Here is a 22154-nt window from a genome sequence, read left to right as displayed (position 1 = left end):
CTATGGACTATCCAAAGCGCACCGAGCCGAGATCGCCCGGTGATGTCATCGCTTTGAGGCCCTGGGCCATGTCCTTGATCTTCTGGTGGGTATATAGGTCGTAATAGATCTGGTTTTTCCGGCCGATGGCATGTTCGGCGCTGAAGCTGCCGTCGAAATCATCGACGGCGACGGCAAACACCCAGTCGCGCAGGCGCCTCTCAAAATCCGGCTCTGTCGCCGAGGCGCTGTCTTTCGGCACCGTCAGATTGAAGTGGACGCCGCCGTCGCCGATATGGCCGAAATCGCGGATGGTTACCTCGGGGAAATTTTTCGGCATCTCGCTCTTCATGCGGTCGCAAAAAGCCATGATATCACCCCTGCGGAAAGACAGATCGAAGGCGATCAGTTTTCCCGCATGCTTGACGCCTTCCGACAGCGCGTGCCGGAGTGCCCACATTTCATGTGCCGGGCCAACAAAGGCGTCGGCCAGCGGTGCTTCATCCGTCTCCCAGATTTCCGCCAGAACGGCTTCGAGAACCGAATCGAGGCTCTGTTCGCCTTGCCGCGGTTCCCAGGTGCGGGAGATTTCCGCAAGGATGACATAATCCGGCACGCCGCCGCCCTGGAACGGATTTCTGAGCGACGGCACATGATCGAGCGTGGCTGCGATGGCGTTTCCCGAAATCCCCTCGAATGCGGATAGATAAGCGCCAAGCCTGTCTTCCATGGCGCGCAGCAGGGGCATGACATGGGCGCCGCTTGATGGCACCAGATATGCGGTCGCAACTTGCTTCGGGAGATATTCGAGGTTGAGAACGCATTCGGTAATGACACCGAAAGCCCCCGATGTCCCGATGAATGCCTGTTTCCAGTCGATGCCGGTATTGTTCTTGCGCAGTTGAGATGTGAGGTCGAGGATGGTGCCCTGCTCGTCAGCCAGAACGACCTTGATGCCGAGCGTGTTGCGTCGCACGTCGCCATATTTCAGAAAGCGCGAGCCGCCCGTGTTGGTGGCAAGCATGCCCCCGAGACGCGGATCGGCACCGAGATCGATCGGAAAGAAAAGCCCGTGTTTTTCGAGCTTGCCATTGACGTCCGACAGCCGGAAACCGGCACCCGCATGCAGCGTGCGATTGTCGAGATCGATGTCGAAACGCTGTGTCATCCGATCGAGGCTGAGGACAACCTGCCCGCCGGACGCGTCGGGCGTCGAGCCGGACACAAGTCCCGTGTTGCCGGATTGCGGAATGACTGCAATGCCGTTGCGGACGCAATAGCCAAGGGCCGCCGACACGTCCTCCGTCGTCTGCGGCCGGATCACCAGTGCCGCGCGTCCTTCATCATAGCGCGCACCGGACTGGTAGGCAGCCATGCCACTGTTCCCGGGAACAATGGCCTTGTCACCGACAATCCCGGCCAGTGCTGCAATGTGCTCTTGATCGATCATTCGGTCGGATTACTCGGCGGCGGCAACGGATGACAGCAAGCGGCGGCATTCCTCGATCGAGGCCTGCTCGATCGCTGCATAATGATCGAACTCGTTGAGCACCTTTGCGCCGAGATCCTCTTCGAACCGCTGCTGGTTCGGGCTCGCCACGAATTCCTGCGCCGCGTCGTCACCGAGATTTGACTGGAAGATACCGGCGGCGCTGACGGGCAGAAAATCCTCATAGACGATGGGATCGAACTGGACCAGGCCATCGGCAATCAAGCTGTCGAGGCTTGCGGAGCGATCTGCCTTGGCCGATCTGCCCTTTGCCGTCAGCGAGTAGGAGAAATATCCGAGGTTTTCAGCCCGGATCCCGGCCCAGCTGTCCGGAAATGGCGCGAAGGCTTCGGCCAGCGCCTTTTCATATTCGGCGGCGTTGGAACCGTCTGCTGCGGGGCGAACGGTCTTGCGGGACGCGTTGAGAAGATCGTCGTACAGGGCGCGGCCCTTGGGTGTCAGCGCGATGCCACGCTGTTCGATCTCGCCGAAGCGGGCTGTGTGCGATCCCTGCTGCCAGCTTCCGTCGTCGGCCTGGAAGGAGACCGGTTCTTCCAGCGCCTTGAACGAGGTCTGGCGCAACAGGATCGGGCATTGGCGGGTCGGCGGTCCTTCGACGATCGCCTTGGGCGCAATGCCATAATCCGGCATGCGCGCCTGAACGGCATCGATATCCAGCGTGCGTGGGGTCAGGTGGTTGATATGCGGGCCCTTGAACGATACGACGTCGGCAATCAGACGATGGGCGTCGTGCAAACGCTTGTACATGGCCGGGCTTACACTCGCTCTCTCGTGCCAGCGGAAGGTTTCAAGGGTTTCGGCAACGAAACGCGCGGCATCATCCTTGTCCAGACCGCCCTGGTTCTCGGCTTTTTCAGTCAGCACGATCGCACCGGGCGTAAAGATCTGCCGCTTCGACAGGGTCTCCTCCGCTTCCATGCGCAGGGCCTCGTCAGCGATCAGGTCGAGCCTGAGCAAGGAGGTAAAGACGCGAAACGGGTTCTTTTTCAGGCTGGCATCGCCCACCGGCCGGAAGGCGGTGGAGTGAACCGGTACGCCGGCGGTGGAAAGATCATAATAGCCCACGGGAAACATGCCCATGACGGCAAAGACACGGCGCATCATCGACAGTTCCGCTGGCGAGCCGAGCCGGATCGCTCCATGACGTTCCTGCGAAATGCGGTCGAGTGAATCGGTATCCTCAAGGCGGGCACGCAGTTCGGGATGCGCCGCGAGCGTTTCGGCATTAACTGTCTCGTCCAGGTCCATCAGCGTGCCATAGGCCGGAACCTCGGCCCGATACATGGCCGACATGGCAGACGAGAAGGCCGATCGGATATGGTCGGTGGAAACGAAACTATTCTCTTTCACGGCGCGGTGCCTCGCAGTATGAAATTCGGGTCGATCATTCTCATTTCGTATCATATAGCTGTAGAATGACCATTGATTGCGACGGTTATGACTTAGATCATGCGAGGCCGGAATGACGTTGAGCAGAAGACTGGTTCCAGACGTCACGACCCTGCAGGCCTTCGAATGCGCCGCCCGCCATGGCAGCTTCACACAGGCCGCGGCGGAACTGAACCTAACGCAAAGCGCGGTCAGCCGCCAGATCAAGGATCTGGAAAGTCAGATCGGCGTGCTCCTGTTCGAGCGCGTCCGGCAAAGGGTTATTCTGTCGGAAGCCGGACAGAAGTTTCTGCCGGAGGTGCGACGGCTGCTGACGCAGTCGGAAGAGCTGATGGTGCGCGCCATGGCGTCGGCCCTTTCGGAATCGACACTTTCCATCGCCTCCCTGCCGACCTTCGGCAGCCGATGGCTGACACCACGGCTGCCGGGATTTCTGAATGCGCATCCCGGCACGGTCATCAATATCGCCTCCCGATCCCAGCCTTTCGATTTCGAGGAGCAGAATTTCGATCTCGCCATCCACTATGGCCAGCCGGTCTGGGCGCACGCGACCTGCAGCTATCTCTGCAGCGAGATCATCGTGCCGGTCGCCAGCCCGGGTTTGCAGGCCCTTTACCCCATGACCGAGCCCGGTGAATTGGAAAACAAGCCGCTCCTGCATCTTGCGACACGCCCGAAGATGTGGGCGCAATGGTTCGAAGGCAATGGTGGAGACAAGACATCAGCCTATCGTGGCAACCGCTTTGACCAGTTCTCGATGGTCATCGAAGCGGCCGTCGCGGGCCTCGGCTTTGCGCTTCTGCCGCGCTATCTGATCGAACAGGAACTGGCCGGAGGGAGGCTTTGTGTGGTGTTCGACAGGCCTATGCAGACGGAGAACAATTATTACCTCGTAATTCCGGAGGGGAAGCTGGAGAATCCGGTCAGCCGCTCTTTCCGGACATGGATCACCGGTCAGGTGGAATAACGTGGAACCATTCTGCTGCATCAGCGTTGAACCGCGGATGATCCCTGCCGAAAAAAACAGGTTCAAGCGCTGTATCCATTTGTTCACGAAGAATGGGAGCCAGCCGCCCATTCTTTTCCCCGACCGGCTGGATTTCGGCTATACAGGGCAATGCGCTCCTTGCAACCTATTGGCAGCGCGGCTAAAAAATGCCCATTTCTTATACCACGTCGTTCCGGCAGCGAAGCGACTGAAGCCTTTACCGCCTTTTCCGGCAGTGCCGAATTCCATGGCTTTCGCCTGTGTGAATCCGATGGCACGACCACGTTCCGGACTGGCAGCCGCGCAGAGACAGACTTAAGGGCTGACGCCCATCCGGGACGATAATTCTTCCCGGACCCTTCAACACAGCCTGGACTAGAACCCGCACCCATGCATCAAAACACCCCCTCTACGCCTTCGAGCGAAGCCGAGATCAAGCCGATCGACTACAATGAGTCGATCCGCTCCACCTATTTCACCATCGATGAACTTCGTGATTGCGGCGCAGCGCTTGCGCGCGATGGCTTGGCGGATCTTCCGAATTTCTTTCCCTTCGAGTTTCGGCCGCGGCATCGCGATAATGAGAACGAGATTTTCCGGGTCTACAAGATAACGGCGGCGGATGTCGAAGCAGGTGCCTCGATCACGCCGGCGGCGGAATGGCTGCTCGACAATCATTATCTGATCGAGGAAGCGATACAGGAGGTTCGACGCGATTTCCCGCGCAAGTTCTATCGGCAACTCCCGACCATGTCCGTCCTTGGAGCGGAAATTCCGCGGACCATGGCGCTCGCCTGGCTCTACGTCGCGCACACCCACAGCACCGTCTCGCGTGAAAGCCTGACGGCGATGGTGGACGGATTTCAACAGCACGAGACGTTGAAGATCGGCGAGCTCTGGGCTCTCCCGTCGATCATCCGCTTCGTGCTGATCGAAAATCTTCGCCGCATTGCCATCCGCGTCGACCGGTCACGCGGCATGCGCATCAAGGCGAACGACGTTGCCGACCAGATTGTGCGGTTGGGTGAACAGGAGAAATTCGGTCCGGTCCTTGCTGAGGCGCAGCCGCTCTGTGCCGACAACACGTTCGTAACACAGCTGCTCTATCGACTGCGCGACGGTTCGCAGACCTCCAGCTTTGTCATTACCTGGCTTGAGGAACAGCTTGAGAAACGCGACAGCAATGTAGAGGAGGCCCTGGTTGCCGAGCAAAGCCGGCTTTCATCCGGCAATGCGACGATGAGCAATATCGTCCGCAGCCTGCGCGAAATCGATGATAATGACTGGGCCGTCTGGTTTGAAAGCATCAGCAAGCTCGATGAGGCGCTGCGCCAGCGCTCGGATTACATGGCGCTGGATTTCGGTTCGCGTAACAAATACCGCAACACCATCGAGCGCCTCGCGCGCCGTTCCGGTCGTGCGGAACTGGACGTGACGCAACTGGCGCTCGACATGGTGGAGGAGCAGGTCGCGTCGCCCGCCGACATCCCCCATGAGCCGAATGTCGGCGGTTTCCTCGTCGGCAAGCAGCGGCGGCTTCTTGAAGACAGGATCGGCTACAAGCCGAGTTTGCTGCAAACCATTGTCCGGCTCGGCCGCAAGCTCGATTGGCTGGCGATCGCAGGACCAAACATCATCCTGACAATCCTTGCGATGATCACGGTCTATGCCTTCGTCAGCCCTATGGACATTCCCACAGGCGCCAAGCTGGTCATGCTTCTCCTGTTTGCGCTTCCGGCCTCGGAAGGTGCTGCCGGGCTTTTCAACACGCTGGTCACGTTTTGTGTCACACCATCCCGGCTTGTCGGATACGAATTTCTCAACGGCATTCCCGAGGATGCGCGTACCCTCGTCGTCGTTCCCTGTCTGATTGCCAAACGCGATGATGTCGACGAATTGGTCCGAAATCTCGAGGTCCATTATCTCGCAAATCCCAAGGGCGAGATCTATTTCGCCCTGTTGAGCGACTGGACGGACAGCCTGAACGAGGAAACGGCGGCGGATCTGGATGTTCTCGATTATGCCAAACAGGAAGTTGATGCGCTGAGCGCGCGCTATGCCCATGTCGGGCGCACGCTGTTTTACCTGCTCCACCGTCGACGCCTCTACAACGAGGCCGAAGGCGCATGGATGGGATGGGAGCGCAAGCGCGGCAAGCTGCACGAGCTTAATCTGCTGCTGCGCGGTGACGATGATACAAGCTTCCTCGCTGGCGCCAATACCGTTCCGGCAAACGTGCAATATGTCATGACGCTCGATTCGGACACCCGGCTGATGCGCGATGCCGTGACCAAGCTCGTCGGCAAGCTCTATCACCCGATCAATCGCCCGGTCGTCGATCCCGTTACGCAGACGATCACTGCAGGATACGGCATCCTGCAGCCGCGGGTAACGCCTTCCCTGACGACCGGCAGCAATGCCTCTGCCTTCCAGCGCATCTTTTCCGTCAATCGCGGCATCGATCCTTATGTCTTCACGGTGTCCGACGTGTATCAGGATATCGCCGGCGAGGGCACCTTTACCGGCAAGGGCCTCTATCATGTGGATGCCTTCGAGGCCGCGCTGAAGGGCAGGATCGAAGAGAATTCGGTTCTCAGCCATGACCTGCTGGAAGGCTCGATGGCGCATTGCGCGCTGGTCAGCGATGTCGAGCTTGTCGAGGACTTCCCGACGCGCTACGAGGTCGAAATGTCCCGCCAGCACCGCTGGGCCCGGGGCGACTGGCAACTTCTTCCCTATATGTTCAACCTTTCCAATGGCGTCAGCATGCTGGGCCGCTGGAAGATGTACGATAACCTCAGGCGGTCGCTGATCCCGATGGCTTGGCTCATCGCATCCGTTATGGGCTGGTACTACATGCAGCCGACCCAAGCGCTGGTGTGGCAATTCGTGCTGATTTTCAGCCTGTTCGTCGCGCCGACCCTATCGCTCATCTCCGGCCTGATGCCGCGCCGCAACGATATCGTCGCGCGTGCCCATCTTCACGCGGTACTTTCGGAAATCCAGGCGGCCAATGCGCAGGTCGCGCTGCGAATCGTCTTCATCGCCCATTCGGCCGCCATGATGGGCGATGCCATCGTGCGATCGGTCTACCGCACCTTTGTCAGCGGCAAGCTGATGCTCGAGTGGCGGACGGCGGCGCAAGCCCAGAGTTCCGCCGGCGGCACCATTGCCGACTACTACCGCTCCATGTGGATTGCGCCGGCGCTCGCCGTGCTATCTCTGCTTCTTGCAGCCGTTTCGGACACCGGACTGCCCTTCATCGGAATTCCCTTTGCCTTGCTCTGGGCCCTTTCTCCGGCAATCGCCTGGTTCGTCAGCCAGTCCGCCGAAACCGAGGACCAACTGGTCGTATCCGACGAGGATGCCGGGGAACTGCGCAAGATTGCGCGCCGGACATGGCTCTATTTCGAGCAGTTCGTCACGGCGCAGCAGAACTTTCTGCCGCCGGACAATTTTCAGGAAACCCCGCATCCCGTTCTGGCTGAGCGCACGTCGCCGACCAATATCGGCGTCTATTTGCTCTCCGTCATGTCTGCCCGCGATTTCGGCTGGATCGGCTTCGAAGAGACCGTTCGCCGCCTTGAAGAGACGATCGGCACCATCGATCGGATGCCGAAATACCGGGGCCACCTCTTCAACTGGTATACGACCAACCCGCTCAATACGATGGAGCCGAAATATATCTCGGCCGTCGATAGCGGAAATCTCGCCGGCCATCTGATCGCCGTGTCATCCATGTGTCGCGAATTGGCCGAGGCGCCGTCCGCGCATGTCCAGGGCAATCTCGACGGCATCGGCGATGTCGCCTCGATCCTGTCGGAAGTTTTGGCGGATCTGCCTGATGACCGCAAGACCGTCAGGCCGTTGCGCCGCCTGCTCGAGGAGCGCATTCTCGGGTTCCACAATGCATTGCAGGCCGTGAAGCGCGAGCCTGAATTCGCCTCTATCCGCGTGATCAATCTTGCGGTTCTGGCACGCGATATCCATAAGCTCACCACCAATCTCGACCATGAGATCAAGACTGGCGAAAGCGGCGAAGTGGCCAAGTGGGCGACCATGCTGGTCAACACCTGCGAATCCCACATTGCCGATGGCGTGTTCGATCTCGGTGCCATCGAGAAATTGCGCCAGCGGCTGGTGGTCCTGCGCGACCGGTCGCGCGATCTCGCTTTTTCGATGGATTTCAGTTTCCTCTTCCGGCCGGAACGCCGCCTTCTTTCCATCGGCTATCGCGTCAATACAAACGAACTGGATGAAGCCTGCTACGATCTTCTGGCATCGGAGGCGCGCCTTACCAGTCTGTTCGCGATCGCCAAGGGCGATCTGCCGACGGAACACTGGTACAAGCTCGGGCGTCCGATCGTGCCGATCGGTGCGCGGGGCGCGCTGGTATCATGGTCCGGCTCGATGTTCGAATATCTGATGCCACCGCTCGTCATGCAGGAGCGTCAGGGCGGTATTCTCAACCAGACCAACAATCTCATCGTCAAGGAGCAGATGAATCATGGACGCCGGCTGGGCACGCCGTGGGGTATTTCCGAGGCGGCCTTCAACGCTCGAGACCATGAGCTGACCTACCAGTACACCAATTTCGGCGTGCCGACCTTGGGCTTGAAGCGTGGTCTTGGCCAGAACGCCGTCATCGCGCCCTATGCCTCTATCCTTGCCAGCATGTATGACCCGAAGGCAGCACTTGCCAATCTGGTACGGCTGCGCGGGGTCGGAGCCCTCGGCGCCTATGGTTTCCACGATTCCGTCGACTTCACGCCGACACGCGTGCCCGAAGGAAAAACCTGTGCGGTGGTGCGCAATTATTATGCCCACCACCATGGCATGTCCATCGCTGCGGTCGCGAACGTCGTGTTCAACGGTCGCCTCCGCGGCTGGTTCCACGCCGACCCCGTCATCGAGGCGGCGGAACTACTGTTACAGGAAAAAGCCCCGCGCGACATTCCCATCATCAATACGAAGAAAGAGCCGGAAGCGCTTGGCAAGGGGCAGGAAGATCTGCTTCGCCCTGAAGTGCGGACCGTCAACAATCCGCTTATCAAGGACCGTGAAACCGCCTTCCTGTCGAATGGCCACTATTCGGTCATGCTGACGGCGACGGGCAGCGGCTATTCCCGTTGGAATGGCCAAACCGTCGTTCGCTGGAAGTCCGACCCCAGCGAGGACCGCTCCGGCACCTTCATCTTCCTGCGCGACACGGAAACCGGCGGCTGGTGGTCGGCGACAGCAGAGCCGCGGCGGACGGAGGGCGAGAAAGCGTCGATCCGGTTCGGCGACGACAAGGCCGAGTTCATCAAGACGGTCGGTTCCCTGGTGAGCGAGGTCGAATGCATCGTCGCCACCGAGCACGATGCCGAAGGCCGGCGGGTGATCCTTCTCAACACCGGCACGGAAGACCGATTCATCGAGGTGACGTCCTATGCCGAGCCTGTTCTGACGACGGATGACACAGACAGCGCTCATCCCATGTTCGCCAAGATGTTCCTGCGGACGGACATCGATCCCAAGGGCGATGTGATCTATGTGACGCGCAACAAGCGTAGCCCAGGCGAACCGGACATGCAGGTTGCGCATCTCATCGTTGACAATGCCGGCAGCAACCGGCTGACCGAGGCAGAAACGGACAGGCGACGCTTCATCGGTGTCGGACGCACCTTGGCTGAAGCTCAGGCGTTCGATGAAGGCTCCAAGTTATCTGGCGCCGACGGTTATACGCTCGACCCCGTAATCTCGCTGCGCCGTACCGTAAGGGTGCCGGCCGGCAAGAAAGTCAGCGTCATTTTCTGGACCATCGCGGCGCCTGGCCGCGAGCAGATAGACAGGGCGATCGAACGCTACCGTCATCCCGACAGTTTCAATCACGAAATGATTCATGCCTGGACCCGAAGCCAGGTTCAGATGCGGCATGTCGGCGTGACATCACAGGAAGCGGCAAGCTTCCAGACGCTCGGCCGCTACCTGACCTATCCGGACATGCAATTGCGCGCCGACATCGCCACTGTCAAAGCGGGGCTTGCGCCGCAGTCCGCCCTCTGGCCGCTGTCCATCTCGGGCGACTACCCGATCTTTGCCGTGCGCATCAACGACGATATCGATCTCGGCATCGCCCGCGAGGCTTTGAAAGCTCAGGAATATCTGCGCTCGCGCGGCGTCACGGCCGATCTCGTGATCATCAACGAGCGGGCCTCTTCCTATGCGCAGGACATGCAGCATACGCTGGATGCCATGTGCGAAAATTTACGCTTGCGCCTCACCGACAGCGCCCGCCAGCATATCTTCGCCGTTCGCCGCGACATCATGGAGGCGCAGACTTGGTCGGCGCTTCTGGCGTCGGCACGCGCTGTTTTCCATGCCCGCAACGGCAAGATTTCGGACCAGATCGCCCGCGCCGAGGCATTGTTTGCCAAGCCCGTGGACAAGACGATCGTGCTCCCGCTGCTCTCGAGCCCCCGTGCCGATGGCGATGGGGCTCCGGCGCAGATCAATGGCGACGGTCTCGACTACTGGAACGGTTATGGCGGATTCTCGCAGGACGGACGCGAATATGTGACACGTCTTCGCGGTGGCGAGGCGACGCCGCAGCCCTGGATCAACGTTATTTCCAACGAGGCCTTCGGGTTCCACGTCGCAGCGGAAGGATCGGCCTTCACCTGGAGCCGCAATTCGCGCGACTACCAGCTCACGCCCTGGACGAACGATCCGGTCATCAACAGGCCGGGCGAGGCGATCTTCATCCGCGACAAGGACAGCGGCGATGTATTCTCGCCCTATGCGGCGCTCTCGCGCCGAAAGTCGGTCCTGTTCGAAACGCGACACGGGCTCGGTTATTCGGTCTTCTCCAGTGTACAGGGCGGGCTTGCCCTTGACGTGGGACATGCCGTCCATCGCACGGCGCCGGTGAAATACTGGCGGGTCAGGATTTCGAACCAGTCGAAGGGCAGCAGAAGCCTCAGGGTCTATGGCTATGCGGAATGGGTGCTTGGAAACAATCGCAGCAAGACCGCGCCGTTCATTCTGTCGTCCCGCGATGAGGCGAGCGGGGCGATTCTGGCCGGCAATCCCTATAGTATCGATTATTCCGGGCGCACGGCCTTTCTGGGGGCGAGCGAATTGCCGGAAAGCGTCACCACGAGCCGGCGCGAATTCATCGGGCTTGCAGGCAGCATCCTGGCGCCGAAGGCTGTATCGGACGGGGTATCCCTCTCAGGCGAGATGGATGCCGACGGCGATCCCTGCGCAGCGCTTGCTGTGGATATCGTTCTGAAGCCGGGCGAAAGCCGCGACCTCACCTTCTATATGGGTGATGCGGACTCGGCCGAGCAGGCGCTCACACATCTTGCCGCGGCGCGGGAGGAAACATTCGACGCCGTGCTGGACGCCACGCATGCCTTCTGGCACGACTTCACCGATGTTCTGAAGGTGGAAACACCGGACAAGTCCTTCAACAACATGGTCAATGCATGGCTGCCTTACCAGAGCCTCGGTTGCCGTATTCTCGCCCGCTCGGCCTTTTATCAGGCAAGCGGCGCTTTCGGCTTCCGTGATCAGTTGCAGGACACGCTTGCCTTCCTCATCCATCGGCCGGAACTCGCACGCACGCAGATCCTCAACGCGGCGGCCCGGCAGTTTCCCGAAGGTGACGTTCTGCACTGGTGGTTGCCTGGCAACGGCTCGGGCGTGCGGACACTTATTTCCGATGACGTGGTCTGGCTCGGTTACGCTGTACAGCATTATTGCAAGGTCACCGGGGATAGGGCGGTCCTTGACGAACAGGTCGCCTTTATCGAGGGAGCGGCACTTCAGTCCGGCCAACACGACAACTTCTTCCAACCCGATGTGTCGGAGAGACGCGCGAGCTTGTACGACCATTGCGCGTTGGCGCTCGACCTTGCGATCGCCCGCAAGGGGGAAAACGGCCTTCCGCTCATTCTCGGCGGCGACTGGAACGACGGGATGAATCGGGTCGGCATTGACGGTCGCGGTACGAGCGTCTGGCTCGGCTGGTTCCTGGCCGCCACCTTGCGCTCCTTCCTCGCAATCGCCCGGGAGCGGCGCGATGAAAAGCGGGTTCAAGCCTGGGAAGCCCATCTTGCTGCCCTCAAGCAGGCTCTGGAAACTGCCGGCTGGGATGGCGGGCATTATCGTCGCGGCTATTATGACGATGGAACACCGTTGGGATCGGCAGAAAGCAGCGAATGCCGGATCGATTCGATTGCGCAATCCTGGAGCGTGCTTTCCGGCGAAGGCGATGCCGCCCGTTCGGCGCAGGCAATGGATGCGGTGCTATCCGAACTGGCGGATGCCGATCATCAGATCATTCGTCTGTTTACGCCGCCGCTGTCCGGGACCGCGCAGGATCCTGGCTATATCAAGTCCTATCCGCCCGGTGTACGTGAAAACGGCGGGCAATATACCCATGCCGCGACATGGGTCGTGCTGGCGCTCGCGGCACAGAACCGCACAGAGGACGCATGGCGCGCGTTTCAAATGCTCAACCCGGTCAGCCACGCCAAGGATCGTGAAAGCGCCGATCTCTACCGCGTTGAACCCTATGTGGTCGCCGCCGACATCTATGGCGATGGCGAACTGACGGGACGGGGCGGCTGGACGTGGTACACGGGTTCGGCGGCCTGGCTCTACCGGGCTGCAGTCGAAGGCATTCTCGGAATCCGCAAGCAAGGCGACAAGCTGTTCGTTACCCCTGTTCTGCCCACGGGCTGGGACGGCTTTTCGGCGACCCTGACAATCGACGGCAAGCCTTACGAGATTTCCGTAACAAAGAACGGGGAAAGCGGCGAGCCCATCGTCAGTGTCAATAAAACTGTCACAAACAACGCGCATGAAGGTGTGCTGCTTTAAAACGGGCATCTTCGACGCAAGAGGCTGGCCAGCGCGGCCAGCCTTCGTCCACTGCATATTATGTCATCCGTCAATGAGGGCAGGGGCACTGAACTCCGACGAGACCCTTTGCTATGCTTCAGAAGCTGAATTTCGACCCGCCCGCCGTCAAAGGACATATCGGAGCTGTCCCGCCCACGCCGCCCGAACGCGATACCCGGCTGGATGTTTATCGCGCGATCTGCCTGATCATGATCTTCATCAATCACGTTCCCGGGCAGTATCTGGAATATCTCACGACGAAGAATTTCGGCTTTTCCGATTCGGCTGAAGCTTTCGTGCTGATCTCCGGGCTATCGGCCGGCCTTGCCTATGCCCGGAAATTCTCGCCGGGCCATCGGCTCGCGGTCAGCCTGAAGATCTGGCGCCGGGCGCTCACGCTTTATGTCGCGCATATCATGACGAGCATTCTGACGCTGGCGATCTTTGCCGGCGGCGCGCTTTATTTCGGCCGGCAGGATCTCATCGGCGAGATCAATATCCGCCCGCTTCTCGAACACACTGAGCAGGGCATTGTCGCGATGGTGCTTCTCGGGCATCAGCTTGGCTACAACAATATCCTGTCGATGTATGCCGTGCTATTCCTGCTTCTGCCCGGCATGCTCTGGCTCAATGCCCGCAGTCCGCTGCTACTGTTCTGCGCATCCGCATTGCTCTGGCTGGCGGCTGGGATCTTCACCATCGTGCCGATCAATTTTCTCGACGAGGGGTACTGGTTTCTCAATCCCTGGTCATGGCAGTTCCTGTTTGTCATCGGTCTGATCTGCATGACCCGGTCCAGAAAGGGAAAGCCCCTGCCGCGCCACCCGCTGATGATCCTCGTCTCCGCCGGCTACGTCACGCTGTCCTTTTTCTGGGTGACGCTGTCGTGGTGGAACATCGATTTTTCCTATGGACTTCCCGCAGTCCTCACCGGGTTCGACAAGACTTTCCTGTCGCTGACGCGGCTACTCCATATTCTTGCGCTTGGCTATCTGCTTGCCGTTTTCCCCGTGTTCAGCCGCGTGACGCGGCTGCGCGCAGATCATCCGCTGGTCATGATCGGGCGCCATTCCCTGCCGATCTTCATCTTCGGTACGATTCTGGCCATGGTGGCCCAGGTCATCCTCTTCGTGACGGGCCGGGACCCTCTATGGGGCTCGCTGCTGGTGGCCTTCGGTCTCGTGTTGCACTTTGTCTATGCGCGTTATCTCGACTGGCTGGGCGGCCTGTCGCGACCGCGGACCGTTGGGGTTTAACAGACAAACCGGTTTGGTTCTCACCGGTCTGGAACTGAACGCAAAAAAAATCCCCCAGGACAATCTGTCCTGGGGGATTTTTGCTGCATATGGATGGATCAGGCCGCTGTCTGGCTCCGGCGGACATCTTCGTCCGTCAGGATGCCGCTTGCCCGCAGAAGGGCTGCAAAACGACCATTGCTCTGGCTGAGCTCGGTAAAGCCGCCCATTTCGACGACGCGGCCGTGGTCCATGAACACCACCAGGTCAGCCTCCCGAACTGTCGACAGGCGGTGGGCGATGATGAAGGTGGTGCGATCCTTGCGCAGATTGTCGATCGCCTCCTTGACCCGATTTTCCGTCTCGACGTCCAGTGCGCTGGTCGCCTCGTCCAGAACGAGGATCGGTGCATTCTTCAGGATGGCGCGGGCAATGGCGATCCGCTGGCGCTCGCCGCCGGAAAGCCGGTTGCCCCGCTCGCCGACCCGCGTCTCATAACCCGTCTCCCGGCCTTCGATGAAGTTGGCAGCCGCTGCAGCTTCAGCCGCCCGGACAACCTCCTCATCGGACGCATCTTCCCGGCCAAGGCGGATATTGTCGCTGATCGAGCGGTTGAGAAGACCGGCATCCTGAAACACGGTGGCAATCGACGAACGCAGCGACTTGCGGGTAATGGTGGCGACATCGACCCCATCGATCAGCACCTGCCCGGACAGCGGCTCGTGAACGCGCTGCAGCATGTTGATCAGCGTGGTCTTACCAGAGCCGGTCGGACCGACGATCGCGATCGTCTGGCCAGCCTTCACCTTGAAGGAGATATCCTGAAGGCCGTCATTCGTGTTGGGGAAGTTGAAGGATACGTTGCGGAATTCGACTTCACCGCGCACATGGTTCAGTTCGCCGGCATCGGCCGGTTCTTCGCGTTCACGCACGGAGTCTTCCAGCTTGAAAAAATCTTCCAGCTTGGCACGCGCCTCGAAAGTCTGGTTGACGAAGTTCTTCATCTGGTCGAGACGGCCGATCAGGAGATTGGCGAAGCCGATAAAGGCAACAACTTCTCCAACCCCGAGCTCGCCGCGCTGGACGAGCACGGTGCCGATCACCAGGATGGTCATCATCGAGATGGTCGATGCCATGCGGTTGAGTGCGCTGGCAAGCGCCCACCAGTCGAGGACCGGCAGCTGGGCGGAAATCAGACGATTGGCAAGTTCCTTGAGCTGACGCGTTTCAGCCTCGATGCGGTTATAGCTGTGAACGACCGAAACATTGCTGATCGAGTCGGAGACATGGCTGAAAACCGTGTGATAATGGCCTTCAACCGAAGCCTGGCCGTCCTTGGTCTTGGACATGACGACCTTGCCGATCAGCACATAGAGAACGGCGAGCACGAAGAGAACGATCGACAGACGCACATCCATCATCAGCGCAGTCGGCACCAGCAAGGCCAGGGCTACGACGGTCGACAGATGTTCGCGCATGAATTCCAGCCAAAGGCCGAACATGGTTTCACAGGCGCGCAGCAGCGTATGAAGGGCGTTAGAGGTGCCGCGCTGGCTGTGCCAGGACAGGGGCATGGAAATGATCCGGCCAAAGGCTTCCGTAATCAGGGTCGAACGGCGCGTGTGAGCAAGCCGGTCGGCCTCGCGGGCAACCAGCACGAAAGCGATCGTATTGAACACGCCAAGACCCGCCCACATCAGAAGCATGGGCGTTACGGTCTGCTTGGAAGACATCGCATCGATAATGCGGCCGAACAGAACGGGTTCCGCGATCGTAATCATTGCCAATACGATATTGGCAGCGACAATCGCCGAAACGCGGAACTTATGTACGGCAAGGTATTGAAGCGCTCTTGCATAGACCTGAAACAATGACACGGTCTTATCCCTCTTGGGCAGTTGGGTGCGGCGCAAATGCTCCGCGATACGATGAAGCGGAAAATTGTCCGTCCCGGCGACCGCAACCTCTTCTTGAGAGTTGTTCTTTGCCGGAGCTTCGAAATCTTCCTATTTCCATGGCCCACAAAACAGTCACCGTCCCTGATCCGGTCAGGCAGTCCGGGCTTCCTGTGGCAGGCGCGACGGGTCTCGTCGTCGGTGCCGCATTCCATCGCCCGAATTTTTGCGCCTTGCAGAACAGTTATGATGCAGTGTTAGGTGGTCCATGGACTGACGATGCCGACTATCGCGGTTGCAACATGAACCAGTGCTGAACAAGGCATTCATGTTGCGCTGCAATGATGTTTTCCGCCTGAAAAACAGCTGCCCTTCGAGGAAATTGCATGAAGATTACGTTGCTGGTTCAATTCCTCGCCCTGATCGACGAGTTGCGCGGCCGCGACGAGATCGTGCAGGAATTCGAAAGGCTTCTGGACCGGTACGGCTTTGAATATTACGGTGTCTTCCAGCAGCTCAAACCGAGTGTCGATCCTTTGAGCCTGCTGCTGGCGGGGCGATGGCCGGAGCTTTGGCCGCATATCTACATCCGCAAGAAATATGTCGTGATCGATCCGACGATCCGCTATCTTGGTCATGCGCGGCACGGGTTCCGCTGGCGCGAAACCATGGTCGCGTTCCGTTCGGACCCGCATCGCAAGCGGATGGAGCGAATGATCGTCGAGGCGCGCAGCCACGGCCTCCATGACGGCTATATCCTTCCCGTACATGGCCGGCGTGGGCTGCTTGGCAACCTGACCATCGGCGGAAAACCGGTCGATCTCAGCCCCGTCGAGATCAGCCTGTTCGACGCCGTTGCCAAGAAGCTGTTCTGGAGGTTGCTTGAACTTGTCAATCCGGCCGTGCTGGCAGAACTGGCCTCAAGCGTCGATGTCCAGATGACCCACCGCGAAATGGAAGCGCTGAACTATCTTGCACAGGGAATGACATCGGCCGAAATCGGGCGGGTGCTGAAAATATCGAACCATACCGTCGATTGGTACATGAACGGAATCCAGGATAAGCTGAAGGCAAAAAACCGGCAGCACATCGTCGCCCTGTCCTTTCGGCTCGGTCTTATTTCTTGATTGAAAATCTTTCGCGGCACCGTGCAAGTCTGAAATTGAACTTCATCTCATGAGCCGCTACTAATCTGTTTCGCGGTGCAGCATTGCCGTGTTCAGGTCTTGAGGAGTCCGATTTGCCCATTTCGAAGATTCTGGTCGCCAACCGTTCGGAAATTGCCATTCGCGTGTTTCGCGCGGCTAACGAACTGGGTATCAAAACGGTTGCTGTCTGGGCCGAGGAGGACAAGCTCGCCCTGCACCGCTTCAAGGCGGACGAAAGCTATCCGATCGGCAGGGGCCCGCATCTGGCGCGCGATCTCGGACCGATCGAAAGCTATTTGTCTATCGAGGAAATCATCCGCGTCGCCAAGCTCTCCGGTGCCGACGCGATCCATCCCGGTTATGGCCTCCTGTCGGAAAGCCCGGAATTTGTCGACGCCTGCAGGGCAGCCGGCATCATCTTCATCGGCCCGACCGGCGATACGATGCGCCGTCTCGGCAACAAGGTGGCGGCGCGCAATCTTGCGATCGAGATCGGCGTGCCGGTCGTTCCGGCGACAGAGCCCCTGCCGGACGATATGGCGGAAGTGGCAAAGATGGCCGAGAGCATCGGGTATCCGATCATGCTGAAGGCCTCCTGGGGCGGGGGCGGGCGTGGCATGCGCACCATCCGCGATCCCAAGGATCTTTCCCGGGAAGTCGTCGAAGCCAAGCGCGAGGCGATGGCTGCCTTCGGCAAGGACGAGGTCTATCTGGAGAAACTTGTGGAGCGTGCGCGCCACGTCGAAAGCCAGGTGCTTGGTGATACCCACGGCAATGTCGTGCATCTGTTCGAGCGCGATTGTTCGGTGCAGCGCCGCAACCAGAAGGTCGTCGAGCGCGCCCCGGCGCCTTATCTGAGCGAGGAACAGCGCCAGGAACTGGCCGGCTATTCGACGCGGATCGCCCAGGCGACGAACTATGTCGGTGCCGGCACCGTCGAATATCTGATGGATATGGACACCGGCAAATTCTACTTCATCGAAGTCAATCCGCGCATCCAGGTCGAACATACCGTCACGGAAGTCGTCACCGGCATCGATATCGTCAAGGCGCAAATCCATATTCTCGACGGTTTTGCCATCGGCACGCCGGAATCGGGTGTTCCCAAACAGGAGGATATCCGCCTTAACGGCCATGCGCTGCAGTGCCGGATCACGACGGAAGATCCTGAACAGAACTTCATTCCGGACTATGGCCGCATCACGGGATACCGCTCCGCCTCCGGCTTCGGTATCCGCCTCGATGGCGGGACAGCCTATCCGGGCGCGGTGATTACCCGGTTCTATGACCCGCTGCTGGTCAAGGTCACGGCATGGTCGCCGAGCCCGCAGGAGACGATTGCCCGCATGGACCGCGCACTGCGCGAATTCCGTATCCGCGGCGTTGCGACCAACCTGACCTTCCTCGAAGCGATCATCACGCACCCGAAGTTCAAGGATAATACCTATACGACGCGGTTCATCGATACGACGCCGGAACTGTTCCAGCAGGTCAAGCGCCAGGACCGCGCCACCAAGCTGCTCACCTATCTCGCCGATGTCACGGTCAACGGGCACCCGGAAGCCAAGGGCCGGCCGAAGCCGAGCGCCGATGCCGCCAAGCCGATCGTTCCCCACAGCAAGGGCGATATCGTCGATGGCACGAAACAGAAGCTGGATGCGCTCGGGCCGAAGAAATTCGCAGAATGGGTGCGTGCCGAAAAACGCGTGCTCTTGACCGATACGACGATGCGCGACGGTCACCAGTCGCTGCTCGCGACACGCGTGCGCACCTATGACATTGCCCGCATCGCCGGCACCTATGCCCGCGCCCTGCCGAACCTGTTTTCGCTCGAATGCTGGGGCGGCGCCACGTTCGATGTTTCCATGCGCTTCCTGACGGAAGATCCATGGGAGCGTCTTGCCAAGGTACGGGAAGACGCCCCGAACCTCCTCCTGCAGATGTTGCTGCGCGGCGCCAACGGCGTCGGATACAAGAACTATCCCGACAATGTCGTCAAATATTTCGTTCGTCAGGCGGCCAAGGGCGGCATCGACGTGTTCCGCGTGTTCGACTGCCTGAACTGGGTCGACAACATGCGCGTCTCGATGGACGCGGTGTCGGAAGAGAACAAGATCTGCGAAGCGGCAATCTGCTACACCGGCGACATCCTGAATTCGGCGCGTCCGAAATATGATCTGAAATACTACACGGCCCTTGCCGCCGACCTGGAAAAGGCCGGCGCGCATATGATCGCGCTCAAGGACATGGCCGGCCTTCTGAAGCCGGCGGCTGCGACGGTGTTGTTCAAGGCCTTGCGGGAAGCGACCGACCTGCCGATCCATTTCCACACGCATGACACGTCCGGCATCGCCGCAGCAACGGTGTTGGCCGCCGTCGATGCTGGCGTCGACGTGGTCGACGCGGCAATGGACGCCTTCTCCGGCAATACCTCGCAACCCTGCCTCGGCTCGATCGTCGAGGCTTTGCGCGGATCGGAGCGCGATCCCGGCCTCGATCCGGCCTGGATCCGCCGCATCTCCTTCTACTGGGAGGCCGTGCGCAACCAGTATGCCGCCTTCGAAAGCGACCTGAAAGGCCCCGCCTCCGAAGTCTATCTGCACGAAATGCCCGGCGGCCAGTTCACCAATCTGAAGGAACAGGCCCGTTCGCTCGGGCTTGAGACCCGCTGGCACCAGGTTGCGCAGACCTATGCCGACGCCAACCAGATGTTCGGCGATATTGTCAAGGTGACACCCTCCTCCAAGGTCGTCGGCGACATGGCGTTGATGATGGTGTCACAGGATCTGACGGTCGCCGATGTCGAAAACCCGGCCAAGGAGGTGTCCTTCCCGGAATCGGTCGTCTCCATGTTGAAAGGCGATCTCGGCCAGCCCCCGGGTGGATGGCCAAAGGCGCTGCAGGACAAGGCGCTGAAGGGTGAACGGCCCTATACGGACCGACCTGGCTCGCTGCTTGCCGACGCCGATCTCGATGCCGAACGCAAGGTTATTGAGGAAAAGCTCGACCGTGAGATTTCCGACTTCGAGTTCGCCTCCTATCTGATGTACCCGAAGGTCTTCACCGACTACGCGCTTGCTGTCGATACCTATGGTCCAGTTTCCGTTCTGCCGACGCCCGCCTATTTTTACGGGCTTTCGGCTGGAGAGGAACTGTTGCCGGAGCTGGAAAAGGGTGTTTCGCTCGTCATCCTGCATCAGGCAAAGACCGAACCGGACGAGCAGGCCATGGTCAAGGTGTTCTTCGAGCTGAATGGTCAGCCTCGCCTGATCAAGGTTCCCGATCGCAACCGCTCCGCGTCCAGCGCCGCGCGCCGCAAGGCCGATCTGGGCAATGCCGCCCATCTCGGCGCGCCCATGCCGGGGGTCATTTCCACAGTCTCGGTCTCGGCCGGCCAGACAGTCAAGTCCGGCGACGTCCTCTTGTCGATCGAGGCGATGAAGATGGAAACAGCGCTGCATGCGGAAAAGGACGGCACGATCGCGGAAGTGCTGGTCAAGACCGGCGACCAGATCGATGCCAAGGACCTGCTGATAGTTTATGGCTGAGGGGCTGTGCCTATCGTCGGCATGTCACGCGCACTACCCTCTGTCTCAGCGACAGAGGGTAAGCCTTCGCGACATTGAAACTCGAAAACTCCTTAAATATCGTAGCTGTTTCCGGCACTCAACGAAGAGATGAATTTCTTTGTCCGCTCCCGCTCCGGCGTCTGGAAAATGTTCCTGGGCGCGCCGCTTTCGACGATCAGGCCTCCGTCGAGGAACAGAACCTGATCGGCGACTTTTGAGGCCAGCCGCAGGTCGTGGGTGGCCATGATCATCGTGGTGCCCTCCGCGGCAAGACGGTTGAGAACCTCCACGACCTCCTCCGCCAGCTCCGGGTCGAGCGCCGATGTCGGCTCGTCGCACAAGAGAACCCGTGGAGAGGGGGCCAGCGCGCGGGCAATGGCGACACGCTGCTGCTGTCCGCCGGACAGAGTCGCCGGCCATGCATCGGCCTTATGGATCATGCCGACCTTTTCGAGCAGTTCCTGCGCTCGAACCTTCGCCTTCGCCTTCGGCCATCTCAGAACCGTGACCAGTCCCTCCATGACGTTCTCGATCGCCGTCTGGTGCGGGAAGAGCTGAAAGTTCTGGAACACCATGCCGGTCTGGCGGCGAAGGCGCTGGCTGGCGTCCCAGCCGGTCTTTTTGTCAGGCGCGAAGGTGATCTGCTCTTCGCCCAGCCTGATCGTGCCTGATGTCGGAATCTCGAGCAGGTTGATGCAACGCAGCAATGTGCTTTTGCCACCGCCGGAGGGGCCGACCAGGGCCGTCACCGTGCCCTCGGCAATGGTGACGCTGATATCCTTCAGAACGATATTGTCACCGAAGCGTTTTTCGATATGGGTGAGTTCGATCATGTGCGCGCCTCCAGAAAACCGCCATAGCGGGCGAAGCGTTTTTCCAAGCGCACCTGCAGCGCGGAGAGCACCGAGCTTAGCGCGAGGTAGATCAGCGCGGCTTCGATGTAGAGAATCAGCGGCTCATAGGTCGTCGCGACGATGCGTTGCGCCGTCTGGAACAGCTCCGGCACGGTGATTGCAGCGGCAAGCGATGTATCCTTCACCAGCGAAATGAAGGTATTTGAAAGCGGCGGCACGGCGACACGCGCCGCTTGCGGCAGGATGGTCCGGCGCATTGCCTGGCCCCAGCTCATGCCGATCGAATAGGCGGCTTCCCATTGGCCGCGCGGGACCGAGGAGATGACGGCACGGATGATTTCCGAGGTATAGGCGCCGATGTTCAGCGTGAAGCCGATCAGCGCTGCGGGGAAAGCGTCGAGCAGAATGCCAAGGCTTGGCAGGCCGTAAAAAATAACGAAGAGCTGCACCAGAAGCGGCGTGCCCCGGATGACCCAGACATAAAAGCGCGCCACCGCGACCAGAGGCTTTGGTCCGAACAGCCGCACGACAGCCGTCAGAAGACCGAGCGCCAGTCCGAGCGCAAAGGAAAGCAGCGTCAGCGGAATGGTAAAGATCAGCCCGGCCCAGAGAAGCGGCTGGAGCGAATCGAGCATCAGTTGAAGCCAGGGGGGCACGGAAGAGCCTTTCAAACACCGTGATCCGTCCCGGAGGTC

Annotated in this window: 10 protein-coding genes; 5 read left to right on the top strand and 5 right to left on the bottom strand. The window is 59.9% G+C overall.

Features of this window, described 5'->3' with window-relative positions:
* Positions 1 to 7: 7 nt before the first annotated feature.
* The gene (locus PY308_RS19995) at positions 8 to 1429 is read right to left on the bottom strand and encodes an FAD-binding oxidoreductase (protein ID WP_275786160.1); all 1422 of its coding nucleotides are present in this window, start codon (positions 1427 to 1429) and stop codon (positions 8 to 10) included.
* Positions 1430 to 1438: 9 nt separating this feature from the next.
* Positions 1439 to 2839 (bottom strand): 2-oxoadipate dioxygenase/decarboxylase HglS, encoded by a 1401-nt coding sequence (gene hglS, locus PY308_RS19990; RefSeq protein WP_275786158.1) that lies wholly within the window; start codon positions 2837 to 2839, stop codon positions 1439 to 1441.
* A gap of 112 nt (positions 2840 to 2951) precedes the next feature.
* Between hglS and PY308_RS19985 the strand changes: the two genes are divergently transcribed.
* From PY308_RS19985 to PY308_RS19975, 3 genes are all read left to right on the top strand, one after another.
* Positions 2952 to 3845 (top strand): LysR family transcriptional regulator, encoded by an 894-nt coding sequence (locus PY308_RS19985; RefSeq protein ID WP_275786156.1) that lies wholly within the window; start codon positions 2952 to 2954, stop codon positions 3843 to 3845.
* A gap of 411 nt (positions 3846 to 4256) precedes the next feature.
* Positions 4257 to 12737 carry a glycoside hydrolase family 94 protein gene (locus PY308_RS19980; protein ID WP_275786153.1) on the top strand — a complete coding sequence of 2827 codons (8481 nt, stop codon included), beginning with the start codon at positions 4257 to 4259 and terminating at the stop codon, positions 12735 to 12737.
* A 113-nt stretch (positions 12738 to 12850) separates the two neighbouring features.
* On the top strand, positions 12851 to 14014 hold the full coding sequence (locus tag PY308_RS19975) for an OpgC family protein (RefSeq protein WP_434064177.1): 1164 nt from the start codon (positions 12851 to 12853) through the stop codon (positions 14012 to 14014).
* Positions 14015 to 14112: 98 nt separating this feature from the next.
* Here the strand turns inward: PY308_RS19975 and PY308_RS19970 are convergent, their stop codons facing one another.
* Complete coding sequence (locus PY308_RS19970) at positions 14113 to 15870, bottom strand: glucan ABC transporter ATP-binding protein/ permease (RefSeq protein WP_275786150.1); 1758 nt, start codon at positions 15868 to 15870, stop codon at positions 14113 to 14115.
* A gap of 404 nt (positions 15871 to 16274) precedes the next feature.
* Here PY308_RS19970 and PY308_RS19965 point away from each other — a divergent pair, with 404 nt between their 5' ends.
* Positions 16275 to 17015 (top strand): LuxR family transcriptional regulator, encoded by a 741-nt coding sequence (locus PY308_RS19965; RefSeq protein WP_275786147.1) that lies wholly within the window; start codon positions 16275 to 16277, stop codon positions 17013 to 17015.
* A gap of 113 nt (positions 17016 to 17128) precedes the next feature.
* The gene (gene pyc / locus PY308_RS19960) at positions 17129 to 20584 is read left to right on the top strand and encodes a pyruvate carboxylase (RefSeq protein WP_275786142.1); all 3456 of its coding nucleotides are present in this window, start codon (positions 17129 to 17131) and stop codon (positions 20582 to 20584) included.
* Positions 20585 to 20676: 92 nt separating this feature from the next.
* Here pyc and PY308_RS19955 read toward each other — a convergent pair whose 3' ends face one another.
* Positions 20677 to 21438 carry an amino acid ABC transporter ATP-binding protein gene (locus PY308_RS19955; RefSeq protein ID WP_275786139.1) on the bottom strand — a complete coding sequence of 254 codons (762 nt, stop codon included), beginning with the start codon at positions 21436 to 21438 and terminating at the stop codon, positions 20677 to 20679.
* Positions 21435 to 22115: an amino acid ABC transporter permease gene (locus PY308_RS19950; RefSeq protein WP_275786138.1), complete on the bottom strand. Its 681-nt coding sequence runs from the start codon at positions 22113 to 22115 to the stop codon at positions 21435 to 21437. The genes PY308_RS19955 and PY308_RS19950 overlap by 4 nt, the downstream gene beginning before the upstream one ends.
* Positions 22116 to 22154 lie beyond the last annotated feature (39 nt).

It is taken from the genome of Pararhizobium gei (assembly GCF_029223885.1).
Taxonomy (GTDB): domain Bacteria; phylum Pseudomonadota; class Alphaproteobacteria; order Rhizobiales; family Rhizobiaceae; genus Pararhizobium; species Pararhizobium gei.
The sequence above is the reverse complement of the archived record's forward strand: the minus strand, read 5'-3'. Positions and strand labels throughout refer to the sequence as shown.